At 61.9% G+C, this 22283-nt stretch carries 21 protein-coding genes; 14 read left to right on the top strand and 7 right to left on the bottom strand.

Going from position 1 to position 22283, the window contains the following annotated elements; genetic code table 11:
• Positions 1 to 20 precede the first annotated feature (20 nt).
• Together ompR and SM130_RS20450 are read left to right on the top strand one after the other, a co-directional pair.
• The gene (gene ompR, locus SM130_RS20455; RefSeq protein ID WP_015278646.1) at positions 21 to 755 is read left to right on the top strand and encodes a two-component system response regulator OmpR; all 735 of its coding nucleotides are present in this window, start codon (positions 21 to 23) and stop codon (positions 753 to 755) included.
• A 76-nt stretch (positions 756 to 831) separates the two neighbouring features.
• On the top strand, positions 832 to 2163 hold the full coding sequence (locus tag SM130_RS20450) for an ATP-binding protein (protein WP_102826493.1): 1332 nt from the start codon (positions 832 to 834) through the stop codon (positions 2161 to 2163).
• Between the two features lie 21 nt (positions 2164 to 2184).
• Here the strand turns inward: SM130_RS20450 and rimK are convergent, their stop codons facing one another.
• Positions 2185 to 3090 (bottom strand): 30S ribosomal protein S6--L-glutamate ligase, encoded by a 906-nt coding sequence (gene rimK, locus SM130_RS20445; RefSeq protein WP_003281074.1) that lies wholly within the window; start codon positions 3088 to 3090, stop codon positions 2185 to 2187.
• Positions 3087 to 3554: an ATP-dependent zinc protease family protein gene (locus SM130_RS20440; protein ID WP_102826492.1), complete on the bottom strand. Its 468-nt coding sequence runs from the start codon at positions 3552 to 3554 to the stop codon at positions 3087 to 3089. Before SM130_RS20440 ends, rimK begins: the two co-directional genes overlap by 4 nt.
• A gap of 101 nt (positions 3555 to 3655) precedes the next feature.
• Here SM130_RS20440 and SM130_RS20435 point away from each other — a divergent pair, with 101 nt between their 5' ends.
• Complete coding sequence (locus tag SM130_RS20435; RefSeq protein WP_102826491.1) at positions 3656 to 4054, top strand: RNA-binding S4 domain-containing protein; 399 nt, start codon at positions 3656 to 3658, stop codon at positions 4052 to 4054.
• Here the strand turns inward: SM130_RS20435 and SM130_RS20430 are convergent.
• Positions 4051 to 4842: a phosphatase PAP2 family protein gene (locus SM130_RS20430; protein ID WP_102826490.1), complete on the bottom strand. Its 792-nt coding sequence runs from the start codon at positions 4840 to 4842 to the stop codon at positions 4051 to 4053. The two genes, SM130_RS20435 and SM130_RS20430, sit on opposite strands and share 4 nt — an antisense overlap.
• Positions 4843 to 5038: 196 nt before the next feature.
• Between SM130_RS20430 and hslO the strand changes: the two genes are divergently transcribed.
• The 3 genes from hslO (at position 5039) to SM130_RS20415 (ending at position 8455) form a co-directional block, all read left to right on the top strand.
• On the top strand, positions 5039 to 5926 hold the full coding sequence (gene hslO / locus SM130_RS20425) for an Hsp33 family molecular chaperone HslO (RefSeq protein ID WP_102826489.1): 888 nt from the start codon (positions 5039 to 5041) through the stop codon (positions 5924 to 5926).
• 220 nt (positions 5927 to 6146) lie between these two features.
• Positions 6147 to 7691, top strand: a complete 1545-nt coding sequence (locus tag SM130_RS20420) for a phosphoenolpyruvate carboxykinase (protein ID WP_102826488.1) — start codon at positions 6147 to 6149, stop codon at positions 7689 to 7691.
• 161 nt (positions 7692 to 7852) lie between these two features.
• A complete protein-coding gene (locus SM130_RS20415; RefSeq protein ID WP_102826487.1) occupies positions 7853 to 8455 on the top strand; it encodes a nitroreductase family protein in 603 nt (200 codons plus the stop codon).
• A 90-nt stretch (positions 8456 to 8545) separates the two neighbouring features.
• On the opposite strand, the gene SM130_RS20410 is transcribed toward SM130_RS20415, so the two are convergent.
• Positions 8546 to 8788 (bottom strand): DUF2790 domain-containing protein, encoded by a 243-nt coding sequence (locus SM130_RS20410; RefSeq protein WP_102826486.1) that lies wholly within the window; start codon positions 8786 to 8788, stop codon positions 8546 to 8548.
• Between the two features lie 309 nt (positions 8789 to 9097).
• On the opposite strand from SM130_RS20410, the gene SM130_RS20405 reads away from it, so the two are divergent.
• Entirely contained in the window at positions 9098 to 11023 is a 1926-nt protein-coding gene (locus SM130_RS20405) for a RecQ family ATP-dependent DNA helicase (RefSeq protein ID WP_102826485.1), read from the top strand.
• Positions 11024 to 11055: 32 nt separating this feature from the next.
• Here the strand turns inward: SM130_RS20405 and SM130_RS20400 are convergent, their stop codons facing one another.
• The gene (locus SM130_RS20400; RefSeq protein WP_102826517.1) at positions 11056 to 13077 is read right to left on the bottom strand and encodes a methyl-accepting chemotaxis protein; all 2022 of its coding nucleotides are present in this window, start codon (positions 13075 to 13077) and stop codon (positions 11056 to 11058) included.
• 316 nt (positions 13078 to 13393) lie between these two features.
• Here SM130_RS20400 and SM130_RS20395 point away from each other — a divergent pair, with 316 nt between their 5' ends.
• The gene (locus SM130_RS20395) at positions 13394 to 15028 is read left to right on the top strand and encodes a methyl-accepting chemotaxis protein (RefSeq protein ID WP_102826484.1); all 1635 of its coding nucleotides are present in this window, start codon (positions 13394 to 13396) and stop codon (positions 15026 to 15028) included.
• An 8-nt stretch (positions 15029 to 15036) separates the two neighbouring features.
• Here the strand turns inward: SM130_RS20395 and SM130_RS20390 are convergent, their stop codons facing one another.
• On the bottom strand, positions 15037 to 15222 hold the full coding sequence (locus SM130_RS20390; RefSeq protein WP_102826483.1) for a hypothetical protein: 186 nt from the start codon (positions 15220 to 15222) through the stop codon (positions 15037 to 15039).
• Between the two features lie 241 nt (positions 15223 to 15463).
• Between SM130_RS20390 and SM130_RS20385 the strand changes: the two genes are divergently transcribed.
• The 6 genes from SM130_RS20385 to SM130_RS20360 all read left to right on the top strand — a co-directional run bounded on the left by SM130_RS20385 (position 15464) and on the right by SM130_RS20360 (position 20932).
• A complete protein-coding gene (locus SM130_RS20385) occupies positions 15464 to 16381 on the top strand; it encodes an aldo/keto reductase (protein WP_102826482.1) in 918 nt (305 codons plus the stop codon).
• A 37-nt stretch (positions 16382 to 16418) separates the two neighbouring features.
• A complete protein-coding gene (locus tag SM130_RS20380) occupies positions 16419 to 17729 on the top strand; it encodes an NTP/NDP exchange transporter (RefSeq protein WP_102826481.1) in 1311 nt (436 codons plus the stop codon).
• Positions 17730 to 17771: 42 nt separating this feature from the next.
• On the top strand, positions 17772 to 18350 hold the full coding sequence (locus SM130_RS20375) for an Sbal_3080 family lipoprotein (protein ID WP_102826480.1): 579 nt from the start codon (positions 17772 to 17774) through the stop codon (positions 18348 to 18350).
• A gap of 136 nt (positions 18351 to 18486) precedes the next feature.
• On the top strand, positions 18487 to 18909 hold the full coding sequence (locus SM130_RS20370; protein ID WP_102826479.1) for an HPF/RaiA family ribosome-associated protein: 423 nt from the start codon (positions 18487 to 18489) through the stop codon (positions 18907 to 18909).
• A gap of 121 nt (positions 18910 to 19030) precedes the next feature.
• Entirely contained in the window at positions 19031 to 19591 is a 561-nt protein-coding gene (locus SM130_RS20365) for a phosphoglycerate mutase family protein (RefSeq protein ID WP_102826478.1), read from the top strand.
• Positions 19592 to 19720: 129 nt separating this feature from the next.
• Positions 19721 to 20932: an aldose 1-epimerase family protein gene (locus tag SM130_RS20360; RefSeq protein ID WP_102826477.1), complete on the top strand. Its 1212-nt coding sequence runs from the start codon at positions 19721 to 19723 to the stop codon at positions 20930 to 20932.
• Between the two features lie 506 nt (positions 20933 to 21438).
• Here SM130_RS20360 and SM130_RS20355 read toward each other — a convergent pair.
• Complete coding sequence (locus SM130_RS20355) at positions 21439 to 21651, bottom strand: cold-shock protein (protein WP_014821949.1); 213 nt, start codon at positions 21649 to 21651, stop codon at positions 21439 to 21441.
• Positions 21652 to 22283: the final 632 nt, after the last annotated feature.

The raw sequence follows: 22283 nt of genomic DNA, 5'->3' as shown, positions 1-22283 counted from the left end.
TCGACCATCTGGGAGTTTCCATGAGCAGCACTGCGCAAGCCAACGAAGGCGAAAAGATCCTCATCGTCGATGACGATGCCCGTTTGCGGCGTCTGCTCGAGCGCTTTCTCGACGAGCAGGGTTACCGCGTCCGTACCGTGGAAAACACCGAGCAGATGGACCGCCTGCTCAGCCGCGAGCTGTTCCAGCTGGTGGTGCTCGACCTGATGATGCCGGGTGAGGATGGTTTGTCTGCGTGCCGCCGGCTGCGCGAGGGCAACAATCAGATTCCGATCATCATGCTCACCGCCAAGGGCGACGAGGCCAGCCGTATCCAGGGCCTGGAGCAGGGCGCCGATGACTACCTGGCCAAGCCCTTCAATCCCCGTGAATTGCTCGCGCGCATCCGTGCGGTGCTGCGTCGGCAGGCGCCGCAGGTACCTGGCGCGCCGGCCAGCGAAGACGAAACCGTTACCTTTGGCGAGTACGAATTGTCGCTGGCGACCCGTGAGCTGAAGAAGGGCAACGAGGTGCACATGCTCACCACCGGTGAGTTCGCTGTGCTCAAGGCGCTCGTACAGCACGCTCGTGAGCCGCTGACCCGCGACAAGCTGATGAACCTTGCCCGCGGCCGCGAGTGGGATGCGCTGGAGCGTTCCATCGACGTGCAGATTTCCCGCCTGCGCCGGCTGATCGAGCCGGACCCGTCCAAACCGCGCTATATCCAGACCGTCTGGGGTGTCGGCTACGTATTCGTGCCGGACGGCAACAAGTGAGTCGACCACGGCCGGTCTCAGGTCGCGAGCGCGTCCAGCTCGCGGCTTGTAGTCTGAGGCGTGCCGCCGCGTTTTCATGAAAACTCCGCTCTGGTTCCCGCAAAGTTTCTTCGCCCGCACCCTGTGGATGGTGCTGATCGTGGTGCTGTTCTCCAAGGTCCTGACGCTGGTCTACCTGATGACCAACGAGGACGTGCTGGTGGACCGCCAGTACAGCCATGGTGCGGCGCTGACGCTGCGTGCCTATTGGGCCGCCGATATCGAGGATCGTGATCGTATCGGCCGTGCCGCCGGCCTGCAGCTGGTGGCCGAGCAGAACGTTCCCCGTAGCGAATATCACTGGCCCTACACCGAAATCTTCCAGCGGCAGATGCGCGACGAGCTGGGCGACGACACCGAGGTGCGCGTGCGCATCCAGCCATCCACGGCGATCTGGGTGCGTGCACCGAACCTGGGGCCGGACTGGGTGCAGGTACCGCTGTATGCCTACCCGTTGCGCGGTCAACGCATCTGGAGCGTGCTCGGCTGGTTCCTCGGCATCGGCCTGCTGTCGACCGGCGCAGCCTGGATATTCGTCAGCCAGCTCAACCTGCCGCTCAAGCGGCTGGTCTTCGCCGCACGGCAGATCGGCAAGGGCCGGCGCGTGCGGCTGCCGATCAGCGATACGCCGAGCGAGATGACCGAGGTCTATCGGGCTTTCAACCAGATGGCCGAGGACGTCGAACAGGCCGGTCGCGAGCGCGAGCTGATGCTGGCCGGTGTGTCCCATGACCTGCGCACGCCGCTGACGCGCCTGCGCCTGTCGCTGGAACTGATGGCCAGCGACGACGAGCTGACCGAGGACATGATTCGCGACGTCGAGGACATGAATGCGATCCTCGACCAGTTCCTCGCCTTCGTCCGTGACGGCAGCGACGAGCCGGTGGAAACCACCGATCTCGGTGAGCTGATTCGCGAAGTGGTGGCGCCCTACAACCAGCAGCAGGAAACCGTGCGCCTGTGCGTCGAGCCGATGCCGCCATTCGCCCTGCGCCGGGTGTCGATCAAGCGGCTGCTGGTCAACCTCATCGAGAATGCGCTGCGCTATGCCGGCGGCGGGGTGGAAGTCGCGGCCTATGTATCGGGCGATCAGCACGCGCCCTATGTGGTGCTCAGCGTGCTCGATCGCGGGCCGGGCGTGGACCCGGCTGAGCTGGAAGGCATCTTCAATCCGTTCATTCGCGGCGATCGTGCCCGCGGTGGGCAGGGCGCCGGGCTGGGGTTGGCGATCGTCAAGCGCATCGCCTCGCAGCACGGCGGCATCGTCGAGCTGCGCAACCGCGAGGGCGGCGGTCTGGAGGCCAGGGTCAGTCTGCCGCTGGGCTTGCTGTTGCCGCGCGATGCGGTGCAGGGCAAGCCGGCGGAATAGCCGGCTCGCAGGGCTGGTCGGTCAGCCCTTGCCCTTGGTGCGGGTCAGGTGCGGCCCGCCGTTCTTTTCCAGGTACTGGATGATCAGCCCGGCAACATCCTTGCCGGTGGTCTCTTCGATACCGGCCAGGCCTGGCGAGGAGTTGACCTCCATCACCAGCGGGCCGTGATTGGAGCGCAGAATGTCGACGCCTGCTACGTTCAGGCCCATCACCTTGGCCGCGCGGATGGCGGTCATGCGCTCTTCCGGGGTGATCTTGATCAGGCTGGCAGAGCCACCGCGGTGCAGGTTGGAGCGGAACTCACCGGGCTTGGCCTGGCGCTTCATGGCTGCGATGACCTTGTCGCCAACAACGAAACAGCGGATGTCAGCGCCGCCGGCTTCCTTGATGTACTCCTGCACCATGATGTCCTGCTTGAGCCCCATGAAGGCCTCGATCACCGATTCAGCCGCTTTCTCGGTTTCGCAGAGCACCACGCCGATGCCCTGGGTGCCCTCCAGCACCTTGATCACCAATGGCGCGCCGTTGACCATCTGGATCAGGTCGGGGATGTCATCGGGCGAGTGGGCGAAACCGGTCACCGGCAGGCCGACGCCGCGGCGCGACAGCAGTTGCAGCGCGCGCAGCTTGTCGCGCGAGCGGGCGATCGCCACCGACTCGTTGAGCGGAAACACACCCTGCATCTCGAACTGGCGCAGCACCGCGCAGCCATAGAATGTCACCGAGGCGCCGATGCGCGGGATCACCGCATCGAAGCCTTCCAGCGGCTTGCCGCGGTAGTGGATCTGCGGCTTGTGGCTGGCAATGTTCATGTACGCGCGCAGCGTATCGATCACCACCACCTCATGGCCCCGTTGCTGACCGGCTTCGACCAGGCGTCGGGTGGAATACAGGCGCGGATTGCGCGACAGCACGGCGATTTTCATTGAGCACCGGAGGAAGTGAGGATCTGGGGTTTGTCCTGGATATAGGTTCGCGACGGATCGATCAGCCATTGCCCGTCGACCAGCGCCTTGGAGCCGAGCAGCAGTCGGTAGCGCATGGTCTTGCGGCAGGTGAGAGTGAACTCGACCGGCCACACGTGGCTACCGAGCGCCAGCAACGTGCGTACCACGTAACGCGTTTGCACCTGACCGTTGGAGCTCTTGATCAGCTTGCGGGTAACCAGTGGCGCTTCGCAGCGATGGCGGCGCTGCACCAGAGTGCCCAGGTGCGCGGTGAAGCGAACCCAGCGCTGGCCGTCGCGTTCGAATTCGCTGATCTCGGTGGCATGCAGCGCCGAGGTGCTGGCTCCGGTATCGACCTTCGCGCGCAGGCCCACCACGCCGAGATCCGGCAGGGCGATCCATTCACGCAGACCAATTACGGTGTGTGGGTCGAGTCTCTTCAATGGGGGCGTCCGAAGATTTTGCGGGCATTCTAGTCGGCGCGCATGACAACTGCATCCGTCTATAACACCCTAGAACGACATGTAGGAGCTAGAGCTGGACAATGGCTGAAAAAGACGACGACAAGGTGCGCCTGGACAAATGGTTATGGGCCGCGCGCTTCTTCAAGACCCGCGCGCTGGCCAAGGCGGCTATCGAGGGCGGCAAGGTGCACTGCCGCGGCGAGCGCTGCAAGCCCAGCAAGGAGCCCAAGGTAGGCGACGAGCTGGTGATCCGCATTGGTTTCGACGAGCGAAGGGTGCTCATTCGCGCGTTATCTGCAGTGCGCCGTGGTGCGCCCGAGGCGCAGACACTCTATGAAGAGACGCCGCAAAGCCTGGCCGCACGCGAGGAGGCGGCAGCGCAGCGCAAGGCGGGCGCGTTAGGCATGCAGACGGACGGGCGGCCGAGCAAGAAGCAGCGTCGGCAGATTCAATATCTGCGCGACTTCAAACCCGACTAGTCGCGCAATATCGCCATCTGTCGCAGTAACGGTAGTTTGCCTGCCAGCTGCATCGGCGGGCGGGCGATCCACTGCAGCAGTGTCGCGATATGCGCGGCGACCGGTGTGCAGTAACCCCAGCCGAGCGCCAGCGCTGCGATCAATAGGCCGCCGACGAAGTCGTCGCTGAACCAGTGCGCGCCGGCAACCAGGCGTGGCAAAATGAACAGCACGGTGACGCCCAGCACCACAGCGAGGCGCCCGCCACGGGCGAACAGCGCCATGAACAACCCCCAGATCAACAGCACCGAGGCGTGGTCGCCAGGGAAACTACGGCTGGAGCGATCTTTGACTTCGAATATCCGCTCGAGCAGTGGAAAGTGATCGCTCAGGTGATACGCGCCGACGATCTCCATCGACGGGCTTGCATGCTGCCAGCCGAAGTGGCCGGCCAGCTTGGTCACCATCACGCGGATCACCAGCAATACCAGCAACAAACCGATGAAGGTGAATAGCGCAGGGCGCAATTGGATCTGGGCGAACAGCCAATCGCGGCGAATCAGCAAGGTCAGCAGGAGCGCGCCGACCAGTATGTCGAATACCCGAATACTGCTCAGCGCCCACAACCAATCCCACCATTCGACGACGCCCAGTGAGCCGTTGAGCAGGTGAAACACTGCGTGGTCGGCGGCATCCCACAGCGCTCGGGTGGTCGGCCATAGCCAGCTGAGCAACAACAGGCCGGCGAACAGATTGCAGATAAGCAGTGGCAACGGACGCCAGCGGGCCTGGGGGGTGTGCATGGACATGGGCAATTTCGACCGCGGATTTGATGGCGCGCGATGGTAGTGGGCGCCATTGCCGCTGTCCTGGCCACATGCAAGTCGTTCAGTCGGGGTTCAGCTTTCCTTTACTTACCTTGCCCGTCCAGCCGTCGCCCTTGGTCCATGCGAGGCTTTGCGCCTAAAATCGGCGGATTCCTCTGCTGTTTCCTGCGAGCCCGGTATGTCCGACCAAACCCAGCGTTTTATCTTCGATGATTCCGATGTTCGCGGCGAAATCGCCACGCTTGATCAAAGCTTCCAGCATGTCCTGGCCAAGCATACCTACCCCGAGCCCGTCGCCCAGCTGCTCGGCGAGCTGCTGGCCGCCGCTGCTTTGCTGGTCGGCACGCTCAAGTTCGAAGGGCTGTTGATTCTCCAGGCGCGCTCCAGCGGCGCCGTGCCGTTGCTGATGGTCGAGTGTTCCAGCGCGCGTGATGTGCGCGGTATCGCCCGCTACCATGCCGAGCAGATCGAGGCGGGCGCATCCCTGGCCGAGCTGATGCCCGAGGGCATGCTGGCGATCACCGTCGACCCGGCAAATGGTCAGCGCTACCAGGGTATCGTTGGCCTGGATGGGGTCAATCTGGCCGAATGCCTGGCCAACTATTTCGCCGCGTCCGAACAGTTGCCGACGCGCTTCTGGCTGAACGCCGACAGCCGCCGTGCCTGTGGGCTGCTGTTGCAGCAGCTGCCGGCCGACCGCATCAAGGATGCCGACGAGCGCGACGCCAGCTGGCAGCATCTGCGTACCCTGGCCGATACCCTTACCGCGGAAGAGCTGCTCGGGCTGGATGGCGCGACCGTATTGCACCGCCTCTATCACGAAGAGCAACTGCGCCTGTTCGATGCCCTGCCGATCCGCTTTCGTTGCAGCTGCTCGCGTGAGCGTTCCGCTCGTGCGCTGATCAGTTTGGGCGAGCAGGACGCCCAGCAGCTGGTGGCCGAGCAGGGTGGCTCGGTGAGCATCGACTGTCAGTTCTGCAACGAGAAGTACACCTACGACGCAGCTGACATTTCCCAGCTGTTTGCTGGTGGCGGCAGCGATGCGCCGTCGGACACTCGCCATTGATGCGGCAAACATGGGTGCCCGCGCTCAGCCAAGCCGGCGCAGCGGCGAGCGCGGAAGGCATGGACCTGCTCGCAGGTAGTGAACTATTTGGCCATCACGGCCTCATACCCAGCGCGGCGCATTATCTGGCATAATCGCGCGCACTTTTTTCGATGTAGTTCGCTCTACCGCGAACTACAACAGCATGGAGGAATCGGCCCACAGGCCGACGGGGACACTCATGACGCAAGCCACCAACGCCGTGTATACCGACATCAGCACCGCTCAACTGATTGAAGAAGCCGTCAAGCGCGCTGAGGGCGAACTGTCCGCCAATGGCTCTCTGGTGGTTAAGACCGGGCACCGCACGGGTCGTTCTCCGGCTGACCGCTTCATCGTCGAAGAGCCAAGCACCCAGCACAAGATTGCGTGGGGCCCGATCAATCGTCCATTCCCGGCTGGCAACTTCGAAGCGCTGTGGAATCGCGTCGAAGCCTATATTGCCGAGCGCGACAGCTTTGTTTCTCACGTTCATGTCGGCGCCGACCCTGAGCACTACCTGCCGGTCAAGATGACCACCGAGACTGCCTGGCACAACCTGTTCGGCCGCTGCCTGTTCATCACCCCCGAGCAATTCAACCAGGCCAGCCTGAGCGAGTGGCGCATCCTCAACGCACCGTTCTTCCAGTGTGTACCCGAGCGTGACGGCACCAATTCCGATGGCTGCGTGATCATCAACTTCGCCGAGAAGAAAGTGCTTATCGCTGGCATGCAGTACGCCGGTGAAATGAAGAAAGCCATGTTCTCGGTGCAGAACTTCCTGCTGCCGGACGTCGACGTACTGCCAATGCACTGCGCGGCCAACATCGGCGAAGACGGCGATACAACCCTGTTCTTCGGTCTGTCCGGCACTGGCAAGACCACCCTGTCGGCCGACGAAAGCCGCTATCTGATCGGCGATGACGAACATGGCTGGGGCGTTGGTCGCGTGTTCAACATCGAGGGCGGCTGCTACGCCAAGTGCATCGACCTGTCCGAGAAGAACGAGCCGGTGATCTGGAAAGCCATCAAGTTTGGCGCTGTGCTGGAAAACGTCGTGCTCGACGAGCGCACCCGCCTGCCGGACTACGCCGATGCCAGCCTGACCCAGAACAGCCGCGCCGCCTATCCGTTGCAGCACGTCGAGAAGCGTTCCGAGAAGAACCTTGGCGGCGAGCCGAATGCGGTCATCTTCCTGACCTGTGACCTGACCGGCGTACTGCCGCCCGTGTCGATCCTCAATAACGAGCAGGCCGCCTACCACTTCCTGTCCGGTTACACCGCGCTGGTCGGTTCTACCGAAATGGGTTCGGGCAGCGGCATCAAATCGACCTTCTCCACCTGCTTCGGCGCGCCGTTTTTCCCGCGTCCGGCTGGCGAGTACGCTGAGCTGCTGATCAAGCGCATCAATGGCTTCGGCTCCAAGGTCTACCTGGTCAACACCGGCTGGACCGGCGGTGGCTACGGCGTTGGCAAACGCTTCAACATCCCGACTACCCGTGCGGTGATTGCTGCGATCCAGAGCGGTGCGTTGATTGGTGCCGAGACCGAGCACCTGCCGATCATCAACCTGGACGTGCCGAGGGCCGTCGCCGGGGTCGACACCCAGCTGCTGAACCCGCGCAACACCTGGACTGACAAGAGCGCCTACGACCAGTCCGCGAAGGAACTGGCAGCCAAGTTTGTCGAGAACTTCAAGAAGTTCGACGTCTCCGACGCCATCCGCAACGCCGGCCCACAGCTCTAAGCTGCGCGCCGCGTCATCGAAAAAGCCGCCTTCGGGCGGCTTTTTGTTGGTGCCGTGGTCGTTTGCATCGAGGTTGTCGATGGTTGTTATCGGTGACGCCACATGGATTCGCTCGGTCGGCGCCCTTAGCATGGCGCCACTGTTTTTTACGAGGAGCCGCCATGAATACAGAAGAAGCCATCCGCACCCGCCGCGCCGTCAAGGTCTATGACCCGAGCTTCCAGCTGAGTCGTGAAGAGAAGGACGAGCTGCTGCAGCTGGCATTGTTGGCGCCGTCCGCCTTCAACCTGCAACACGTGCGACTGGTCGAAGTCAGCGACCCGGCATTGCGCGCGCAGGTCCGCGAGGTGGGCTGGAACCAGGCGCAGATGACCGATGCCTCGATGCTGGTGGTGGTCTGCGCCCAGGTCGACAGCTGGGAAAAGAATGTCCGCCGTGTCTGGGACGGTGCGCCAAGCGAGGTGCAGGATTTCATGGCCGGCGCCATCGACGCCTACTACCGTGACAAGCCACAGGTCCAGCGCGACGAAACCATGCGCAGCTGCGGGCTTATGGCGCAAACGCTGATGCTTGCCGCGCGCGCCAAGGGCCTGGATTCCTGTCCCATGGATGGTTTCGACTTCGACGCGGTCGGCAAGCTGATCAACCTGCCGGACAACCATGTGATCGCCATGATGGTCGCGGTGGGCAAGCGTGCAGCCGAGCCAAAGCCGCGCATCGGCAAGCTGCCATTTGATGAAGTGGCCATCCGCGATCGCTTCTGACGCTCCGCTGAGCGCGACCCGCGCCGGCGTTGAGCCCGGCGCCTCAGTCGCGCTCGAGGCCGCTTCGTTTTAGCCTGGCTCTGCTAGTGCTCAGTTCTGATATTTGCAGGCTTCGGACAGCGTCCGGTAAGCCAGCTTGCGCTCGGCTCCGGTCGAATCGCGATAAGTCATCACCGCGTCGGTTACTTCGCAGTTCGGCGTCGGCTTGATCTTCAGCGAAAGGACCGCGGCGACATCCAGCTGGGTGCCGTAGCTATAGGGCTCGACGTTGGCATCATGGGCTTGGGCGAGAGAAGAAAACAGCAGGGCAGTGGCAATAAGGGTTGCACGCATGGCAGGGCATCCTGTTCTAGTTCATAGGTCCGTCCTGTTTGCGTGCCGGGTCACCTGACCCGGCGGCGCTTGTGTTTGTTCTCAGGAGCCCGGCTATCCTAGAGGTAGATAGCTGGCTAACAGTAATTGCCGATTCCAATCCCCCCGATTGACTGAAATGGCTGGCCGCTTCGCTTGTTGCCTGTCGTGCTCGTGCTTGCATCTCGATCTCGGCATTTCCGGATGGCCGGCCACACCTGCCGGCCGCTTTGCAGTACCGTCTCCCTCCTTTTGCTACCCTCCGGCCTCCAGTCAAAGGAGTGACTCAGCATGATCGAACAGACTCTTGCCCAGACGTTCGGCTACGACGGTTTCCGTCCTGGCCAGGAACAGGCCATTCGCGCCGTGGTGGCCGGCCGCTCGGCGGCGGCGATCTTCCCGACCGGCTCGGGCAAATCCCTGTGCTACCAACTGCCCGCGTTGCTATTGCCGCACCTGACGCTGGTGGTTTCGCCGCTGCTGGCGCTGATGCAGGATCAGCTGGCCTTTCTGCACCGCCATGGCATCGCCGCCGGCAGTATCGACTCGGCGCAGAGTCGTGAGCAGGCCAGCCAGACCATGGCGCGCGCCAAAGCCGGTGAGCTGAAAATCCTGATGATCTCGGTGGAGCGGCTGAAGAACGAGCGCTTCCGCAACTTCATCAGCCAGGTGCCAATCTCCCTGCTGGTGGTGGACGAGGCGCACTGTATTTCCGAATGGGGCCACAACTTCCGCCCGGACTACCTCAAGCTTCCCGACTATCAGCGCCAGTTCAATATTCCCCAAACGCTGCTGCTGACGGCCACGGCGACGCCGCCGGTGATCGCCGACATGCAGGCCAAGTTCGCCATCGACGCGGACGATGTGGTTACCACCGGCTTCTATCGGCCCAACCTCAACCTACTGGTCGAGCCGGTCGCCGGCTTCAGCAAGCAGCGCCGGCTGGTGGAATGGCTGGCAGACAAGACCGGCCAGCCCACCATCGTCTACGTCACCCAGCAGAAGACTGCCGAGCAGGTCGCCGAGCACCTGGAGCAGCGGGGATTCCCGGCCAGCGCCTATCACGCCGGGATGAACCATGAGCTGCGCGAGGCGATCCAGCGCCGTTTCATGGCCGGCGAGTTGAACTGCATCGTTGCCACCATCGCCTTCGGCATGGGCATCGACAAGTCGGATATTCGCAACGTGGTGCACTATGACCTGCCCAAGTCCGTGGAGAATTACAGCCAGGAAATCGGCCGCGCCGGACGTGATGGGCAGCCGTCCGATTGCCTGGTGTTGGCCAATCGCGACAGCCTCAACGTGCTGCAGAACTTCGTCTACGGCGACACGCCGGAACGTGAGGGCATCCGCTGCGTGCTCGACGAGGTTTTGCAGGCAGGCACAGGCGGGCAGTGGGAGCTGATGCTCAATCAGCTGTCCGACCAGAGCAACATCCGCCAGTTGCCGCTGAAGACACTGTTGGTGCAGCTCGAGCTGCGCGGCATCATTGCCCCGCGTTTCGCTTATTTCGCCGAATATCGCTTCAAGTACCTGCTCGAGCCCGAAACGCTGACCGCCAAGTTCGAAGGCGAGCGCCGCCAGTTCGTCGAAGCCATCGTGCACACCTCGGCGCGGGCACGAACCTGGTGCACCCTGGATTTCGACGCGCTCTATCAGCAACATGGCGCTGACCGCGCACGGGTGGTCAAGGCGCTGGAGTACTTCCAGGAAAAGGGTTGGATCGAACTGGAGAGCAAGCAGATGACGGAAGTCTATGCGTTGCTCGATGGGGGCTTTGATGCAGAGGCGCTGAGCACCGAGCTGCACGCCTACTTCAAGCAGCACGAAGGGAGCGAGATCACCCGCATCGACAACATGCTGGCGTTATTCGAGTCAGGCGAATGCCTCAGCCAGCGACTAGCCGTGTACTTCGGTGATCGCCAGGCGCCGGCGCAGTGCGGCCACTGCTCGGTCTGCCGGGGGCAGGTCGCGCAACTGCCTGAGCCGCCTGCGTTGGCGCCACTCACCGGGATCGACCTGGAGGCCCGTTGCGCCGACTTCAGCCAGCGCTACCGGCAACTCAAGGGCGACGCACCGAGCGGCGAATGCCTGACACGCTTTCTCTGCGGCATCAGCGTGCCGGTGTTCACCAAGCTCAAGGCGCGGCAGATCCCCGGTTTCGCTTCGCTGGAGGCCTATCCCTACGCCGCTATTCGCGAACGACTGGCAGGATAGCGCCTGGTTCATTCATCGATCCGCAGACCGTGTCAGCGTGCCGTCAGGCCAATCAGCATGTCGGCGACGCCCTTGGTCTGGCGCGATGTGCCGGCGGTGAGGTTGCTGGAGTTTTCCAGTGCATCGAGCAGTCCGGTCAGCGAACCGACGCCGGCCGATTGCGTCTCGATGTGTTGCGCCACTGCGCGAATCTCGCTGGCCAGCCGGTCGATATCGGTGCCGATCTCCTCGGCATTCTTGCCGGTGATCTCCGCCAGCTTGCGCACCTCGTCGGCGACCACCGCAAAGCCCCGGCCCATCTCGCCGGCGCGCGCGGCTTCGATTGCAGCGTTGAGCGCCAACAGATTGGTTTGCCCGGCGATCTGCTGGATGGTCTGCACTACAGATTGAATGCGCTGGCTCGACTGCGCGAGCTCACGCGCGCTGCCGACCACTTCGTCAGCCTGTTTGACCATCTGCTTGACCGAGCTGCCGGCCTGTTCGATTACCGCGCCCTGTTGGTTGATGTTCACGGTCAGGTCGTCCATGGAACCATGCAGTTCGGTGGCGCACTGGCTTACCTGGTCGGAAATGGACCGGCGCTGCTCGTCGGCCTGGGACAGGACCTGGCCCAGATCAGCCAGCCCGCGAAACACCGGGCGAATGTGCTCGTCCAGCCCGCCGACGTCCACGGCGCTGCTGTAGTCCTGGCGTTTGAACTGCTCGATCTGCTTGACCACCACCTGGCTAAGGCCGGTGAGCTTCTTGATCTGCCGGCGCAGGAAGAAGGCCTTGAACTCACCGTGGTAGGCGATGAAGTTGTCGGTGTACTCGTCGTGGAAATCGTCCTTGCCGTTGGTACGGAAGAAGAACACCGCGGTCAGTGTCTGGTTCAGGTTAAGCCCGAGGATCTCGCCGAAGGTCGAGTAACCGGCTACAGGCACGTCATCGAACACCGGGTCCATGCCGCCCAGGGCCTGTTCGTTATTCAACCGGCGCAGGATGCAGTCGTTGAGGATGCCCACCAGCGGCTTGCCGGGCTTGTTACGCATGAACTGCTGATAGTCGCGGCGGGTAGCCTCGGCCAGCGGTGTGCGCTTGACCATGATCAGCTCCTCTCCGGGCGCCACATCGCAGAACAGGTGTACGCGCTCGTTGGCGAAGTCGATCTGCGAGATCGAGCGGACGAACACTTCCTCGCCGACGCGGATGGCGAACGAATAGTCGGCGAGTCGTTGTTCGAGTTCCTGCGGTGCGCACTTGAGCGCTTCGCAGAGGGCCTGCACCATCGTGCGGATATTGCCGCGCGAGTCGACTACCTGGCTGATGTAACGGTCTTCCAGCGAGGCGCTAAGCACATTCAGGCTGAGCGGCGTCGGTTCGAAATTCTGGCTCTTGAAAACGCCGAAGCGCACATCCCGCGCGCACTTGAGGAAGACGATCAGCGCATGGTTCTGATAGCTGCGCTTGCCGTCGTGCAGCTGGGTCTTCTGGAAATCCAGCTTGCCGCCGGCCGAACCGCCGACGAACAGGCAGGGGAAGCGTCCGGATTCATACAGCGCCTCCATGAAGAACGACTCAGAAGCGGAAAGGCCATCGAAAAAGATGTTGGCCAGGGTGTCGCGGTAGTCGATCTTCATCGACACCTGTACACGTTTGATCGAGGAGGTGAGGCGCGCGATGCGTTCACCCATGGATAGCCGTTGGCCTTGCCCGCGAATGTCCTCGCACTCCAGCGGCACGCGGACGATCTCAGCGGCGGCGATGACGCTGGCATCGAACAACTGCAATACCACCCGATCCCACTGCGCTCCAGTGGCGCAATACAGTCGCTGGCCCTCGCTGGATAGCTCGCCTGCGGTGGTGCAGAGGCTGATCGTGGCTGCTGGAAAGCGCTGCGAAACCTGCCTGGCGACATCATCCAGATCGACATGCGGCGAGACGAATCCGGCGATGTAGGTCGGGTTGATGCGAAGCGTCGCCAGTTGCTGCGCTAGCTGCTGCGCTGAACAGAGCAGGCTTGCGGTGCCGCTGGACTGGGTGTGACCAGGCTTGAATCGGGAGAGCGAAATCATGGGCAGTACTCGCGCTTTGAGGGTACGAAGCGGGAAAACCGGCCGCTCCCGCACTAGCCGTCGCAGGCTGTTCATTGTTATCGGCGCCGAAGCTGCGGTCTGCAGGCCGTTCGGCGGCATGGCTTTCGCTCACCTTATCGGCTGATGAGTGAAAGATCGCCATGCCACCATGGTATTCATCCCAAAGTACTGAGGTGCGGAGCCCGGTTGATATGGCTCAACGGTCCCCGGCAGTGCTTGTGCATTTGTCGACCAGCGACCTGTTGCCGCGGCAAGCGCGGCCGATAGCCAGGATAAGCCGCCAAGGAGCGAAATCATGTCCCGCTTTTTCACCGATCTCGGATTCCGCTGGAAAATCACCCTGCCCATCGTGGCACTGGCCCTGTTGCTGGTGTTGATGGGTATATTCGGGATGCGCGGAATAGAGCGCGTCACAGATTCCAGTGCGGTCCTGGCTGAACGTCATCTACCCGCCATCGCCCTGTTACTCAATGCCGATCGTGACCTGTATCAGGCCTTCGTCGCGGAGCGCAGCCTGCTCGACAGCGATGCGGATGCCCATGTCCAGGCGCTCAAGGCAACTCACGCGGAGAACCTCAAGCAGGCCTACGATCGGGTGCAGAAGTACGCGGCCATGCAGCCGGGTGCCGAGGCGTTGGCGCTGGTTGAACAGTTCAAACGCGGCTTTGAGCAGTGGTCGGCGGTATCCCGCCGCGTCATCGAGCAGGTCGACATGAACCCTCAGGCTGCCAGCGCGCTGAGCTTCGGCGATGGTGAGGCTCGCTTCGACGCCATGCGCGACGCGATCGACAAGCTGGGCGAACTCGAGGAGGCCGCGGCCGAGACCGTAGGCAAGGAGGCCATTGCCGAAGGCGCAGCCACGGCTCGACAGCAGGGCACGGTATTGGCCATCGGCCTGCTGGGCTGCGTGCTGTTGATACTGGGTTTGCCGATGGTGGTGTTGCATCCGATGCGTCGTCTGCTCGACCGCCTGCAGCAAATTGCCGACGGCGACGGTGATCTGCGCGCTCGCCTGGAAGTGCGCTCGGCCGACGAGCTGGGCCAGCTCGGCAATGCCTTCAACCGTTTTCTCGACAGACTGCAACCGATGATTGCCGAAGTCGGTCGGGTTACCGCAGAGGTCGAGAGCGCTGCGCGGGGTATGGCCAGCATGGCCGAGACCAACGACCAGCTGATCAGCAGCGAGCACGCTGCGGTCGATCAGGTCACCACGGCGGCGACTGAAATGAGTGCTGCGGTGCATGAAGTCGCACTCAATGCACAGAATGCGTCGGACGCGGCTCGTGCTGCGGAATCCCAGTCGCGCCAGGGTGCTGCAGTGGTTAGTAGCACCATTCGATCGATCCGTCAGCTCGCCCAGGAGGTTGAAGGCGCTTCGCAGACCATCGCTGCGCTTGAAGAGGAAACTGCCAGCATCGGCGCGGTGCTGGAGGTAATTCGCGGTATTGCCGAGCAAACCAATCTGCTGGCGCTCAACGCCGCCATCGAAGCCGCCCGTGCAGGTGAGCAGGGGCGCGGCTTTGCCGTGGTGGCCGATGAGGTGCGGGCACTGGCCGCGCGCACTCAGGATTCGACCAAGGACATCCAGGCGCGCATCGAACGCCTGCAGAGCGGTGTCGGCAAGGCCGTGCATGCCATGCGGGCCGGCAGCGATAAAGCGCGGGACAGCGTCGAGCGGGCGGCGGGTGTCGATCAGGTGCTCGGGGAAACGTCCGTGTCGGTGCAGCGCATCAACGATATGGCCGCGCAGATCGCCACGGCATGTGAGGAACAGAGCAGCGTGACCGAGGAGATCGCTCGCAACATCACCGATATCCGTGATCTGTCCAACGAGGCGGCAACGTACTCATCACAGAGCATGCTTGCCAGCCAGCAGTTGTCCGGCCTGGCGAAGACACTGGCAGAGCTGGTTGGACGCTTTCGCACCTGAGCGCTGTTTTACAGAGCGCTCCACAACAGCCTGCCCAGACCACTGTCACGCGGGAGCAGGAGCAGGCTGAGAATGAACACCAGCAGCAGCCCGGCGGCATAACCGAGGCTGGTCAGGCCGCGCCGGCGCAGCGAGCGTGGCGTACGGGGCGCGACGGGTTTTGCATTGCGCGGCGGGCGACGAAAGTTCGGCATGCATGTCTCGGCTGTTGCGTTGAGCGTCGTACTGCGGCGGTTCTGGGCGCGGGGGGCAGTAAACGCGAAGTGCCGGCATATTGCCAGCATTTGTAGCCTGCTCCGACGAAAAGGCCGCTGACTGTCTGACTCTGATCCTGCTGAAACATCGCGAAAAGCTCCATTCGTCGGTACGGAAAATCGATGGCTTCGCTCGACCATACTCAGGAGTCGATGCCATTGCTCTCCGAAGGACCCGCCCATGCCGACGCGCCGCCAGCTTATTCAACGTTCCGCCATTGCCGCCGCGATTCTGGCGCTCGGGCCTCTGTTGCCGTCGCTGTTGCGAGCAGCTGAAGCGCTGCGCACGCGGCCAATTCCAGCGACGGGCGAAGCGCTTCCGGTGATCGGGCTCGGTACCTCGATCACGCACAACATGAGCCTGGACGACCCAAAAATGCAGCGCCTGCTCGAGGTGTTGCGCGTGCTGGTCGAGGGAGGCGCCTCGCTGATCGATACCGCGCCGAGCTATGGCAATGCTGAGCGTGTCGTCGGGGAACTGGCCAAGCGTCTTGGCCAGCGCGACAAGGTCTTCCTCGCAACTAAGGTTTCCTCCACCGGCCGTGAGCGGGGCATGGCTCAGATCGAGGCAAGTTTCCAGGCGCTGCAGACAGACACCATCGACCTGATCCAGGTGCACAACCTGCAGGACACCGCCACCCAGCTCGGCCTGCTGCGCGAACTCAAGCAGGACGGACGGGTGCGCTACATCGGCGTGACCCACTATCTGGAGTCTGCCCATGACCGGCTGCTGGAGACACTCAAGCAGGAGAAGGTCGATTTCGTGCAGTTCAACTACTCGGTCAGCGAGCGCAACGCGGAGAAGCAACTGCTGCCGTACTGCGCCGACAATGGCATCGCTACGCTGATCAACCGGCCGTTCACGCGCGGCAATCTGCTTTCGCGCGTCAAGGACAAGCCGCTGCCGGCTTGGGCCGCCGATATCGATGCCAGCTCCTGGGCGCAGCTGCTGCTCAAGTTCATCCTCGCCGAGCCGGCGGTGACGGCGGTCATCCCGGCGACCTCGAATCCGCGCTACATGGCGGACAATCTGCTCGCCGGGCAGGGTCGGCTGCCGGACGCGCGGCAGCGGCAAATGATCGTCGAGGCCTTCCGCTGATCGCTGCGGCACCTGTTCGCCATCTACCGGAGGCCGGATGTCCACTTCGCTAGCCACGCGCGGTGCAGCCCTGATCAATGCCCGTCCCGGCGAGCTGCGCGCGGCGCTTGGTGGGTTCGGGCTGTTCTTCTGCCTGTTTGCCGGCTACTTCATGCTGCGGCCGATTCGCGAGTCGATGGGCATTCAGGGCGGCGTCGAAAACCTGCAGTGGCTGTTCACCGCCACTTTTTTCGCCATGCTGGTGGCGGTGCCGCTGTTCGCCTGGCTCAACTCGCGCGTGGCGCGCATTCATTACATCGACTGGGTGTACGGCTTCTTCTGCGTCAACCTGCTGCTGTTCGCCGGATTGTTCTTCCTGTTGCAGGACAACATCTGGCTGGCGCGGGTGTTCTACGTGTGGATATCGGTCTACAACCTGTTCGTGGTGTCGGTGGCCTGGAGCTTGATGGCCGACGTGTTCGACGCCCCCCAGGCACGCCGGTTATTCGCCTTCATTGCTGCCGGTGCGAGCGTTGGCGGGCTGGTTGGCCCGGCGCTGAGTGCACTGCTGGTAGGTGTGCTCGGGCAGTTTGGCCTGATGCTGCTGGCGGCGCTGCTGCTGGCCGCTGCGGTGGCCATCAAGCACTACCTGATGGCCTGGCGCGAGGTTCGGGGCGCCGGTCGCCCCGGTGCCGAGCATGCCGAAAGCCCGAAGCGTCCGGTTGCTGGCAACCCATTCAGTGGCCTGACGCGAGTGCTGGGCTCGAGCTACCTGCTGGGCGTCGCGGTGTTCGTGCTGCTGCTGACCACGGCCAGCACCTTTCTCTACTTCGAGCAGGCACGGCTGGTCGCTGAGCTGTTCCCGGACCGCGCCGAGCAGGTGCGGGTTTTCGGCGCGATCGACTTCGTGGTGCAGGCCGGCGCGTTGCTGTCGCAACTGTTCATTACTGGACGGATTGCGCAGCGGCTTGGCGTGCGCGTGTTGCTCGCCGCTGTTCCGGCTCTGGTCTGCCTGGGCTTCATCGGGCTGGCACTGGCACCGACCTTTGCCGTACTGGCCGCCGTGATGATTGTCCGCCGCATCGGCGAGTACGCTTTCGTCCGCCCGGGTCGGGAAATGCTCTTCGCGCCGCTGGATGCCGAAAGCAAGTACAAGGCGAAGAACTTCATCGATACCGTGGTCTATCGAGGCGGTGATGCCATGAGCGGCTGGGCCAAGAGCCTGCTCGACAGCCTCGGCCATGGCGCCTGGCTGGTTGCCCTGGTCGGTGCCGTATGCGCGGCAGTGTGGGGTGCGGTGGGCTGGTTCCTCGGCGGGCGAGCGGACCTGGCCAGCAAGCGAGCCGACACGACTCGCCACGCGGCTTGATGGCACAATGCCGTCCCTTTTGTTTCCAGACAGGACGTCAACATGCGCGCCGCGCCGCTGCCCATACTTTTCGCCATGCTTTTCATGACCGGCTGCAGTATCAAGCAGACCGTCACTCCCGCCAATCTATCGGCTGAGCTCGCGCCCGAGATCTGCACGATACCGGCTGCCGGGCTCCGTGCGGGCTTCAATACTACCTATCAACAACTGCTTCGGGACAAGGGCTTCAAGACCCGACAGCTTGCTGCGGGCAGCAGCCCGACTCGTTGCCCGTTGAGTACGACCTATACCGGTACGTGGCGCTGGGACCTGCTGTTGTATATGAGCTACGCCGACATTCGTGTCTATGAGAATGGCCGCCAGGTCGGTCAGGCCGAGTATGACGCTCGATGGGGCGGCGGCCGACCAGACAAGTTCATCAGCGCCGAGGACAAGATCGCGGAACTGACCCATCAACTGTTTCCCAGCGGAGCCCAGAGCCTCGGTGTCGTCGCCGAGAAGTCCGCCGATGCGCCGCTGAGCAAAGATGCCTACCTTCAGCACCAACTCAAGCAGCTGATGAGCGAGAACCTTCCATACGATCAATACCAGCAGCGCTATCGTGCGCTGATGCAGGAATGAACGACTCATAGAAAATACATTCCTGGCGAACCAGCCAGCCGACTCGCCAAGATCGGCAACCGGACGAAGCAGCTGAACCTCGGAGCCGCGTATGCCTCGAACCCTAGTAGGTACGTCATCTATCAGGAGTAGTCGTATGCATGTTCAGGTCAATAGCAACCACATTCCCGGCAGTGTCGAGCTGCACGAGTGGGTCGGTACGACCGTTGAGGATCGGCTAGAGCGCTTCGATGATTTCATCACTCGAGTCGAGGTCCATATCAGCGACGAAAATGCGCAGAAGGCTGGCGCCGATGACAAGCGTTGCCAGATCGAGGCGCGACCCAAGGGGCATCAGGCGGTGTCGGTGACGCACAAGGCGGAGTCATTGCAGCTTGCGGTCGACGGTGCCGCGGACAAGATGCAGCACGCGCTGGAGCATCTGATGGGCAAGCTGGATACCCGCGTGCTGTCGAGCGGCGAGCTGAATGACCCGCTGCTCGACGAGCAGCCGCAGGCCGTCAAGGATGCAATGCTCGAAGAAGAATTCCTCGAAAAGCAGGACGAGCTGGACAAGTGACAGCCATCGCCCCGGCAGTTGTGCCGGGGCGATTCGTTCAAGATTTCCGCCGATATCCCCTCTAAGCCGCAGCGGATGCAAGCCCGCGAGGCCTGTTCGATCCCGACCTCGGTTGACACTCATGCAAATCATCCTCGTGCGGCACGGCAGACCCGACCATGGCGCGGCGCGCTGGAGCACCCCTAAAGGCATGAAGACCTGGGTCGAGCGCTATAACGTTGCCGAGGTTGTCGCCGCCGAGCGTCCGGACAGTCTGGTGCAGCTGGCCGGCTCCGTTGGCATCGTCGTCTGCAGCTCCCTGCAGCGTTGCATAGAGTCGCGGTCGCACTTGGAATGCGATTGCTGCGAGGTGCCCGATCCGGTGTTCGCAGAACCACATCTGCCCTATCCGAACTGGGGCCTGCCGCTCTTACCCTCACGGCTCTGGCGCCTGGCGTTTCGTTCGGCCTGGTTCCTTGGCTTCGCCAGCCATACCGAGGCTATTGGCCAGGCTAACGAGCGAGCCAGCGCCGCAGCAGATCGACTGATCCAGCTGGCCGAGGCCAACGACAGCGTATTGCTGATGGGTCACAAGATTATGAATGCGCTGATCGCCCGCCAGCTTCGTCAGCGTGGCTGGAGTGGCCCGGCGCTGCCGCTGCTTACCGGCTATTGGCAGCCGAGTCGTTACACCAAGGCATAAAGCCTGCCCCGGAATTCCTGTTTCGCAGCTGTTATCGATCACCTTTGGTCATCGTGAAACCGCTTTGCCTTGCCAGATGAAACGTTTCAGCTACCTTTGCGGAAGGTCATAACAACAAAGGGAACATCCATGACGCGCTTGCAGCTTCTCTTCAGCCTGGGCATCTGCCTGGCCACTCCGGCGATGGCCTGGGAGCAGGTCCTGATCGATCACGACAAACCTGCGAAAAACTGGCGTATCACCAGCGAAGAACTCGGTATCGATTCGGCGACGCCGTTCTCGGTTAGCGTGCGTACGTTGCACGGCGGGCGACAGGAGGGGGTCAGCCTGATCGAGATTGATAACGGCACGATGCGAATGACGGTGGTCCCCACACGCGGCATGAACGTGCTGGAGGCGGTGGCCGGGGACGTGCGCCTGGGGTGGGACTCGCCGGTCGATGAGGTGGTCAATCCGGCTTTCATTGAGCTAAACGGGCGTGGCGGCTTGGGTTGGCTCGAAGGTTTCAATGAGCTGGTCACCCGTTGTGGCTTCGAATGGGTCGGCCACCCTGGCGAGGACAACGGTGAACTGCTCACGCTGCATGGCCGTGCGGCGAACATTCCAGCCTCAAGAGTGGTGCTGCAGATCGATGAAAAGCCGCCGTACGCCATTCGCTTGCGCGGCGAACTGCAGGAGAAGGCATTCAAGAAACTGGACTTCGCGATTCTCACCGAGCTCAGCACCGAGCCGGGCCGCGCTGGTTTTTCACTGCACGACACGCTGACCAACCAAGGCGACTATGCCAAGGAATACCAGGCGCTGTATCACACCAATTTTGGTAAGCCGCTGTTGGAGGAGGGCGCGCAATTCGTTGCGCCGGTCAAGCAGGTATCGCCGTTCAACCCCCGCGCGGCGCAGGAGCTGAGTGACTGGCAGCGCTATCGCGGGCCGACCAAGGACTATGACGAGACGGTGTTCAACGTTGTGCCTTACGCGGACGAGCAAGGCGAGACCCTGACCATGCTGCACAACCGGGCTGGCAATCTTGGCGTCAGTGTCGGCTTCAATACCGGCGAGCTGCCGGTGTTCTCGCTATGGAAGAACACCGATACCGAGAAGCAGGGCTATGTGACAGGGCTTGAGCCGGGTACCAGCTATTCCTATAACCGTCGCTATCAACGGCCGCTTGGGTTGGTGCCGAAGGTCGAGCCGGGTGAACAAAAGCATTTTCGGGTGCGTTACGAATTGCTGGCCGATAGCGCTGCGGTGGACGGTGTGCGTAAACGGATCGAAGCGCTGCAGGCCGGGCGCGATACCGAGGTACGCAGCGAGCCCCTGGTCGACTTGGACAAGGACTGATATGGCTGCTCGCCGGTTGCTATGTGTCGTGGCGGCGTAAGCGGTGACCGGATTGATCCAGAGGCGCCGTTCCGGAGGCTCTACGGCGATATCTACAGGGATTTTGCGAGGTCATGCATGGGGCATGAAAGTTCCCAGATCTACGCCGGTATAGCGAAAGGCTTACAAGCGGCGGCGACGTTCGCCCCTTCTGCCAGCCGCTGCATGTAATTAATCTACACCCACTCTGAAGCGCAGGACGCGCTCAGGATCAGGATGATCGACCATCGCCAGGAAGGCACTCGAAAGGGAGTTCGGAAAGGTCAGAAAAAACCCGCTTCGGCGGGTTTTTGCTTTTCTGGCGAATCAGGTTTTGCTGCCGCACGCCTTGCCTCACGGTTGCGCCTCGCGGGTAGCAACAAATAATTACCGGTTATCAATTTTTTATTGAGCGGCAAACTTTCGTCGTTAAATATCATGGACGAAAAAAAGCCCCGCCGAAGCGGGGCTTTTTTGTATCAGGCGTCTTAGGAGACTTGAACCTGATCGGCCTGCATCCCTTTCTGGCCTTTAGTGGCCATGAAAGAGACCGCTTGGCCTTCGCTCAGGCTTTTGAAGCCTGTGCTTTCGATTGAACGATAATGAACGAAAAGATCTTCGCTACCGTCGGTCGGCGTAATAAAGCCGAAACCTTTTTCATCGTTGAACCATTTAACTGTGCCATTTTGACGAGTAGACATGAGTATCTCCCAGGTGTTTTAAGGCTACAGCACTGAAGCATTCAGCGCCGAGACTGAGAAGCGAGAATCAAAACGAACCGAGGAGATGAAAACTGAGAAACATCATGCCGGGTGTCGAAGTGTTAATTGCGAAGCAGTGGGGGCGAATATACGCACATTTAAATATATGTACAGCTTTCTTTATAATTATGAGTGCGAATTTAATTCGCAAATTAAATTTTCCAGGCCCAACTGGCTGTTAATCATCGATATTGTGTAAGCGAAGCGGCAGGGAATATATTTTTTAAATGTCGTTTCGCAATAGTTATCAGCCATTCGATTTTGGAGCATTCCCGCACGGCGCTCACGGAAACAGACTGTAGTGGCACCTGCACCCTTTGCACCTCGCTCGCATGGCGCAATGGCAAGGATTTATCTGGGGCAGACGGCAGCCGCGAAACCATGGGTTCGTTTCGGCTATAGCGAAAGGCTTACAAGGATCGCAGCTTTTGGCTCTTTAGCGTCTGCATCCATATGATTAATCTATGCCCATCTCTGAAGCGCAGGACGCGCTCAGGATCATGGATGATCGACCACAGCCAGGAAGGCAAGCCGAATGGATTCGGAATGGTCAGAAGAAACCCGCTTCGGCG

The sequence above is a fragment of the Stutzerimonas stutzeri genome (assembly GCF_038561965.1).
GTDB lineage: Bacteria > Pseudomonadota > Gammaproteobacteria > Pseudomonadales > Pseudomonadaceae > Stutzerimonas > Stutzerimonas stutzeri_AA.
The sequence above is the reverse complement of the archived record's forward strand: the minus strand, read 5'-3'. Positions and strand labels throughout refer to the sequence as shown.

Bases quoted from the DNA above. Each gene is read 5' to 3' on its own strand.
- SM130_RS20395 (WP_102826484.1), top strand. From the start codon at position 13,394: ATGTCCCGCTTTTTCACCGATCTCGGATTCCGCTGGAAAATCACCCTG.
- rimK (WP_003281074.1), bottom strand. From the start codon at position 3,090: ATGAAAATCGCCGTGCTGTCGCGCAATCCGCGCCTGTATTCCACCCGA.
- SM130_RS20430 (WP_102826490.1), bottom strand. From the start codon at position 4,842: ATGTCCATGCACACCCCCCAGGCCCGCTGGCGTCCGTTGCCACTGCTT.
- SM130_RS20400 (WP_102826517.1), bottom strand. From the start codon at position 13,077: ATGATTTCGCTCTCCCGATTCAAGCCTGGTCACACCCAGTCCAGCGGC.
- SM130_RS20355 (WP_014821949.1), bottom strand. From the start codon at position 21,651: ATGTCTACTCGTCAAAATGGCACAGTTAAATGGTTCAACGATGAAAAA.
- SM130_RS20375 (WP_102826480.1), top strand. From the start codon at position 17,772: ATGCGCGCCGCGCCGCTGCCCATACTTTTCGCCATGCTTTTCATGACC.
- ompR (WP_015278646.1), top strand. From the start codon at position 21: ATGAGCAGCACTGCGCAAGCCAACGAAGGCGAAAAGATCCTCATCGTC.
- SM130_RS20450 (WP_102826493.1), top strand. From the start codon at position 832: ATGAAAACTCCGCTCTGGTTCCCGCAAAGTTTCTTCGCCCGCACCCTG.
- SM130_RS20420 (WP_102826488.1), top strand. From the start codon at position 6,147: ATGACGCAAGCCACCAACGCCGTGTATACCGACATCAGCACCGCTCAA.
- SM130_RS20380 (WP_102826481.1), top strand. From the start codon at position 16,419: ATGTCCACTTCGCTAGCCACGCGCGGTGCAGCCCTGATCAATGCCCGT.
- SM130_RS20385 (WP_102826482.1), top strand. From the start codon at position 15,464: ATGCCGACGCGCCGCCAGCTTATTCAACGTTCCGCCATTGCCGCCGCG.
- SM130_RS20370 (WP_102826479.1), top strand. From the start codon at position 18,487: ATGCATGTTCAGGTCAATAGCAACCACATTCCCGGCAGTGTCGAGCTG.
- SM130_RS20360 (WP_102826477.1), top strand. From the start codon at position 19,721: ATGACGCGCTTGCAGCTTCTCTTCAGCCTGGGCATCTGCCTGGCCACT.
- SM130_RS20415 (WP_102826487.1), top strand. From the start codon at position 7,853: ATGAATACAGAAGAAGCCATCCGCACCCGCCGCGCCGTCAAGGTCTAT.
- SM130_RS20405 (WP_102826485.1), top strand. From the start codon at position 9,098: ATGATCGAACAGACTCTTGCCCAGACGTTCGGCTACGACGGTTTCCGT.
- SM130_RS20435 (WP_102826491.1), top strand. From the start codon at position 3,656: ATGGCTGAAAAAGACGACGACAAGGTGCGCCTGGACAAATGGTTATGG.
- hslO (WP_102826489.1), top strand. From the start codon at position 5,039: ATGTCCGACCAAACCCAGCGTTTTATCTTCGATGATTCCGATGTTCGC.
- SM130_RS20390 (WP_102826483.1), bottom strand. From the start codon at position 15,222: ATGCCGAACTTTCGTCGCCCGCCGCGCAATGCAAAACCCGTCGCGCCC.
- SM130_RS20410 (WP_102826486.1), bottom strand. From the start codon at position 8,788: ATGCGTGCAACCCTTATTGCCACTGCCCTGCTGTTTTCTTCTCTCGCC.
- SM130_RS20365 (WP_102826478.1), top strand. From the start codon at position 19,031: ATGCAAATCATCCTCGTGCGGCACGGCAGACCCGACCATGGCGCGGCG.